Below are 4,663 nucleotides of genomic sequence, written 5' to 3'. Positions count from 1 at the left end.
ATCGGTGCGCTTGGGCTAGCGTCCGCCAGGATGAAAGTCGCCCTCCCGGCCGACCTGTCGGTCGACGCCGAAGTGGACCTGGTCAAGGAGGGCGATGCTTACTACCTGCAAGCCCGTCTCAACATCAGCCTGCCCGGGGTGGAGCGTGACGTCGCCCAAGCCCTGGCGGACGCCGCGCACCAGACGTGCCCGTACTCGAAACTCACCCGGGGCAATATCGATGTCGTGATCAACGTAGTCTGAGCCGGGAAAATCCCTGCTGGAGGCGAAGGACTTCGGCTTGCGCCGCTGTCCTTCGCTGGCAATCGTCCGGTTCGATGACGAGTCGCGTGCCGGCCCACCGGCGGGGCCGGCGAAGCAATACCATCGAATGCCAGTGGGTAGCGGATGCCTGCCGCACCACTTGGGGCCCATCGATAAGAACTCCCGGTTCTTACCGTGCCAGGCCGGCGCGCGGCCACATACGACCAAATCCTGCCCTTCTTCCGGTCCGCCTTCCCCGCTTCCTGCGCCGATCCGTGCCGCCGGCGCGCCGCCAGCCAGCACGCTGCCGGTATGCCGCACGGCGGGAAGACCGACCGGTCGCTCCGCCTCCCAAGGTGACACCGCTCGTGAAGCTCCCAACTATGGATTCTCAGAATTTCCCTGTTCATTTAAATTTAATTCTATATTTAAGCCAGTTATCGTCCGCTATGATGATGCGCTCGCTCTATGGACACAGGGCGCGGTGTGGTGCCGAAGCATGACCCGGGAAGGCGCAACGCTCCGTAGGCCTGTACTCCTTTGAGTGGAATACTGCCGGGGTGGCCTGTTTTCGAACGATTGCGTCCGTGAAATTCGATGGATTTTGAGCAACAGTATTGCGGGAAGCAGTGCAGGTGCATGGATTGAAATGCTCTAATTTCTGCCTCTTCCGTGATTATCTGGAATGGGTATTTTATCAATTCATCTCAGAAATCGTTTTTTCATGATCCAAAAAATACTCTTCGCTGCAATGTTTTCCGGGGCAGCATTCGCTGCACAGGCGCAGTCCGCCGGTTTCTCCATCACTGGCACCATTACGCCGTCCCCATGCACCATTTCACTGGGCGGCGGTGGGGTGACTGACTTTGGAAGCCTTTCAAGAGAGTCCCTCCTTTTTCTCTCTGTAGTGAACTCCTATATAGTCGTCAAACGGGACGCCATGTCAGTGACAGTAATCTGCCCGGCGCCTACCAAATTTGCATTGGCCTTTACCGACAACCGGGATGGCACTGCAATCGACACGCCTGAGATATCCAGCGATCGTCATTTTGGTTTGGGAACGTATAACGGCCAGAACATTGGCAACGTGAGATTCTATGCGGGACAGCTTCAGATCAAAACAACTGTAGGAGGGACGCTTCAGGCTCCGGGCGCCTGGTTGATGACGGACGGCGTTGCAGGCTTGAACAGTTCCTGGACGAACACTACGTCCCCCTACTTTGCGAAGGGCAAGTCCATCGTCCTGGCCGCAAATGCCAATGCGACCGCTCCTGACGCACTAACTGAAGTCTCTGGTGACGTGAACGTGGGTTTGAATCTAAGCAGGTTCGTGGTGGATACCGCCACGTCCGACATCCAGTTGGACGGATCGGGCACGGTGACGCTGATTTTATTGTAAGTCCAGATGACGGGTTTCCCACGATATCTGGCGTTCCGGCGGCCAGCATCCATCAAGCCATCGTTTATTGGAATACTGGAATTGGCGATGTAATCACCCGATCTATGTCTGGAAATCTTACAATGACAAGGAGCCTGAGCGTATGAGACGTGAGATGGAGTACCCTGTTCTTTGCACGACATCCGATCCCGTAGCGTTTTCCGAGTCACGAACAGGTTGGTTTGGCTGGGGGGAGGCGTCATTCATTGATGCAACAATGAAAATAATGGATTTTATCAACGTGGCGCTGAAGGACTTCGGATATGGCACCATTTCAATCAGGGAATACGATGTCAGGGAGATGGTAAAAAACAGTTTTGATTCATTTATGCAAAAAGGATTGCGCCCATTCACGAAGTTGAAGCTGAAGGTGGTCATTACAACTGAAAAAATGCCAAATTCCATAGTTATAAAGATCAAGGATAATGGCGCCGGCTTTTCTGGAGTAGAACGCGGACAGGTTTTCGAGAGGGGCCGCCTAAGACAGGCAAGGAAGCCGTTCGGTGCATTCGGTGGGATGGGGCTGGGAATCCAAATATTTGAAAGAGAAGTAGCAGGCATGGGTGGAAGATTGTATTTCAAAAATAGAAAAAATGGGGGTGCCTATATCGGGATTGTCTTTGGGAAGCCGGGGCATCGAACTGAACTTGAAACGGAAGAATTGTTATTCGAGGATGATCATTTCGGGTAGAGCGGAAATGGGTGTGGAGTGCAGGCTCAGTTGCAGTTAATCCCGGCCTGAAATCGCGTCGATTTCACGTCCGTCCGGTTTCGATTGCGGATCGGTACAGCTAGGGATGGTGTTCAAGACGAAGTCAGCGGGGTCGTGCTGACAGCGTAAGCGTGGCCAGATGAATTTGAAGGGCTCCTCGGCCAGAATTCGACATCAGGTTCGGCATCAGCACCGGCGTTGTCGCCCGCGTCTCGTGCCATCGAGGGCGCACTCACCCCTTGGCGCCCGGCTGCCGGCGCGTGCCGGACCTGATCACCGCCATCAATGAATACATCGCTTACCACAACGCCAATACCAACCCCAGGCCGTTTATCTGGTCGCGCGGAACACCTCGGCCTTCGGGCCTCAGGATTCCCCACATGTCGGTAGGTGAAAGTGCGTGTTTTCGCTTTGTAGCGATATAAAGGGGCGAGCGCTAGTTTCGCGCTGACAAAAGCCGCTGGATGGCCGCCTCCGTTTCCGCGTAGCGTCCTTCGCCAAAGTGCTCGTAGACAATGTTGCCGTTGGCGTCGATCAGATAGAGGGCTGGCCAGTACTGATTGCCATATGCGCCCCAGGTGGCATAGGCGTTATCTTGCGCGACCGGATATGGGATGCCGAAGCGCTTGATCGCGGCCTTGACGTTTTCGGTCGATTTCTCGCTTGCGAACTCCGGCGTATGCACGCCAACCACGACCAGCCCTTTGTCACGATATTTGTCGTACCAGTGCCTGACATACGGCAGCGTATGAATGCAGTTGATGCAGCTGTAGGTCCAGAAGTCGACCAGCACGACCTTGCCGCGCAGGGCGGACATGGTCTGGGGCTCGGCGTTGAGCCACCGCTCGATGCCGACGAACTCCGGCGCCTGGCGAGGAGCGGGCGGCTTGGTGGGTGCGGCAGCGATGTGCGTTGTGGCGAGCAGGGTGGCTGCGCCGAGAAGGGTGACAGCGGCGATGGCGGCTTTTAGTACGTGACGCATGGTTCCGGCTCCAGGGTTGAATGGGGGGTAGCGCCATTTCAACGCCCACGCGTATCGGGCCTGTTTCGGAAAGCGCCCTCAATTGAATAGTTTCATGTCTGGCGATGGCCTGGATACAGAGCGATACAAGGCATTGCGCGGCCCGCCACATAATGGCTTCACCGCGCAAGACCGCGCGCCGAAATCCGTGAGGAGGGCCATCGAATGAAGCGCCCACTGCTTGTTGTCGCCATGATCCTGTCCGCGCTCGTGTATGAGCTTCGCGGGGCCGTGAACTGCCGCTGGGGACCTTCGCGGCCGCCTGTCGTGCGGCTCGTCGCCTCGGCCCGGCGCGGGACGGTCTCCAAGTGACCGTAGCGTCATGCAACGCCACCCTGGCACATGGAACGCGTAAATGATCCAGCCTGACCATCCCCTTATCGTTGACAACGATCGCGAGCTCCGTGATCTGGTGGCCACGTACCTGGAGCGCTGCGGAATGCGGGGATGGCGGGGGTAGCCGCCGCCGCGGCGGATGACTTTGTACTGGCTTGTATCGCATCGTCGGGCCGATACGCGTGCACACAGTTCTGCCCCCAAGTCGAAACGGGCCAGATACTTCGGTCGGTTTAAATGGATCTCGTGGTGCAGCGGATACGGAAGTCAACCAATGACGCCGCCGCGAATGCAGTACCCGCCACGTTCAGGCTGGCTCACCGACTCTACAGAATACTTAGGACATTGATCATGAACGCCATCATCGCAAAGCGCCTCGTTTCCATCATCGCCCTTGCTGCCTCCGCTGGCAGCATGCACGCAGCCTTCGCCGCCGACGCCTCCTTGGTGCGCGGCGATGGCCAGAGCATGGCGGCGGCCCGCATCGGTGATCGCGACGTGTTCACCGAGGGCGCCCGCATCGGCGAGCGCAGCGTCTTCACCGATGGTGCCCGTACCGTTGCCGGCCTGGATCGCACCGGTGTGTCGGCGGACCCGGCCCGCACACTTGACCCGTTCCTGGACGGCGCCCGCATCGGCGAGCGCAGCGTCTTCACCGATGGTGCCCGCGCGGTAAGCTGACGCGCCGCACCGCGCAATTTCCTCATCCGGGTGCAGCTGGCTGTGCCTGTTTTCTCCACGCCGGAAGGCAGTGTTTGTTACGTGCTCAACAAGGAAACCATCATGACCCAAACCGGAAAAGTTCTATACACAGGCAAGACCCACACCACTGGTGGACGCGACGGTGTCTCCCGTAGCTCCGACGGGCGCCTGGACATCCAGCTTTCGTCCCCCGGTACCTCAGGCAAGGGCA

At 57.8% G+C, this 4,663-nt stretch carries 5 protein-coding genes; 4 read left to right on the top strand and 1 reads right to left on the bottom strand.

Going from position 1 to position 4,663, the window contains the following annotated elements:
• The 3 genes from AC1DQ3_RS36165 to AC1DQ3_RS36155 all read left to right on the top strand — a co-directional run.
• Positions 1 to 243: OsmC family protein (locus AC1DQ3_RS36165; protein ID WP_477124893.1), on the top strand; the 243-nt coding region annotated here is incomplete at its 5' end.
• 724 nt (positions 244 to 967) lie between these two features.
• Positions 968 to 1,642 (top strand): DUF1120 domain-containing protein, encoded by a 675-nt coding sequence (locus AC1DQ3_RS36160; RefSeq protein WP_477124892.1) that lies wholly within the window; start codon positions 968 to 970, stop codon positions 1,640 to 1,642.
• A 142-nt stretch (positions 1,643 to 1,784) separates the two neighbouring features.
• The gene (locus AC1DQ3_RS36155) at positions 1,785 to 2,372 is read left to right on the top strand and encodes an ATP-binding protein (RefSeq protein ID WP_477124891.1); all 588 of its coding nucleotides are present in this window, start codon (positions 1,785 to 1,787) and stop codon (positions 2,370 to 2,372) included.
• Between the two features lie 457 nt (positions 2,373 to 2,829).
• On the opposite strand, the gene AC1DQ3_RS36150 is transcribed toward AC1DQ3_RS36155, so the two are convergent.
• Entirely contained in the window at positions 2,830 to 3,375 is a 546-nt protein-coding gene (locus tag AC1DQ3_RS36150) for a thioredoxin family protein (RefSeq protein WP_477124894.1), read from the bottom strand.
• 726 nt (positions 3,376 to 4,101) lie between these two features.
• On the opposite strand from AC1DQ3_RS36150, the gene AC1DQ3_RS36145 reads away from it, so the two are divergent.
• The gene (locus AC1DQ3_RS36145) at positions 4,102 to 4,431 is read left to right on the top strand and encodes a hypothetical protein (RefSeq protein ID WP_477124890.1); all 330 of its coding nucleotides are present in this window, start codon (positions 4,102 to 4,104) and stop codon (positions 4,429 to 4,431) included.
• Positions 4,432 to 4,663: the final 232 nt, after the last annotated feature.

The sequence above is a fragment of the Cupriavidus sp. 01T418 genome, assembly GCF_056398885.1.
Note: the sequence above shows the minus strand (reverse complement) of the source record. Positions and strands in the feature narration are given on the sequence as shown.